The sequence below is a fragment of the Rhizobium sp. 01T444 genome, from assembly GCF_056398305.1.
In genome coordinates, this window is record NZ_JBFTPD010000431.1 from 1 (window position 1) to 513 (window position 513).

The window sequence follows — 513 nt, forward strand, 5'->3', positions numbered from 1 at the left end:
TCACCGTCTTCCGCGACCAGGAGTTCAGCCAGGACCTGTGCGCCGACGCCTCGGCGCGCGCCGTCAAGCGCATCGAGGACGTGCGCGTGCTGCGCACCGCCCAGTTCCCCGAGGACGCTGGCCCGATGGCGCATCCGGTGCGGCCCGACAGCTACATCGAGATCAGCAACTTCTACACCGTCACCATCTACGAGAAGGGTGCCGAGGTCGTGCGCATGATGCAGACGCTGGTCGGTCGCAAGGGCTTCGAGCGCGGCATCTCGCTGTACTTCGAGCGCCACGACGGCCAGGCCGTGACCTGCGACGACTTCGCGCAAGCCATTGCCGACGCCAACCCCGATTCGGACCTCGCGCGGCTGCTGCCGCAGTTCAAGCGCTGGTACTCGCAGGCCGGTACGCCCCGCCTCGCGGCCCAGGGCGCGTACGACGCGGCCTCGCGCAGCTACACGCTGAGCTTCGTGCAGAGCTGCCCGCCGACGCCGGGCCAGCCGATGAAAGAGCCCTTCGTGATTC

General features: G+C 68.6%; 1 protein-coding gene. It reads left to right on the forward strand.

The window, feature by feature from the left end; all coding sequences use genetic code 11:
- Positions 1-513: DUF3458 domain-containing protein (locus tag AC1DTN_RS39310; RefSeq protein WP_477925681.1), on the forward strand; the 513-nt coding region annotated here is incomplete at both ends.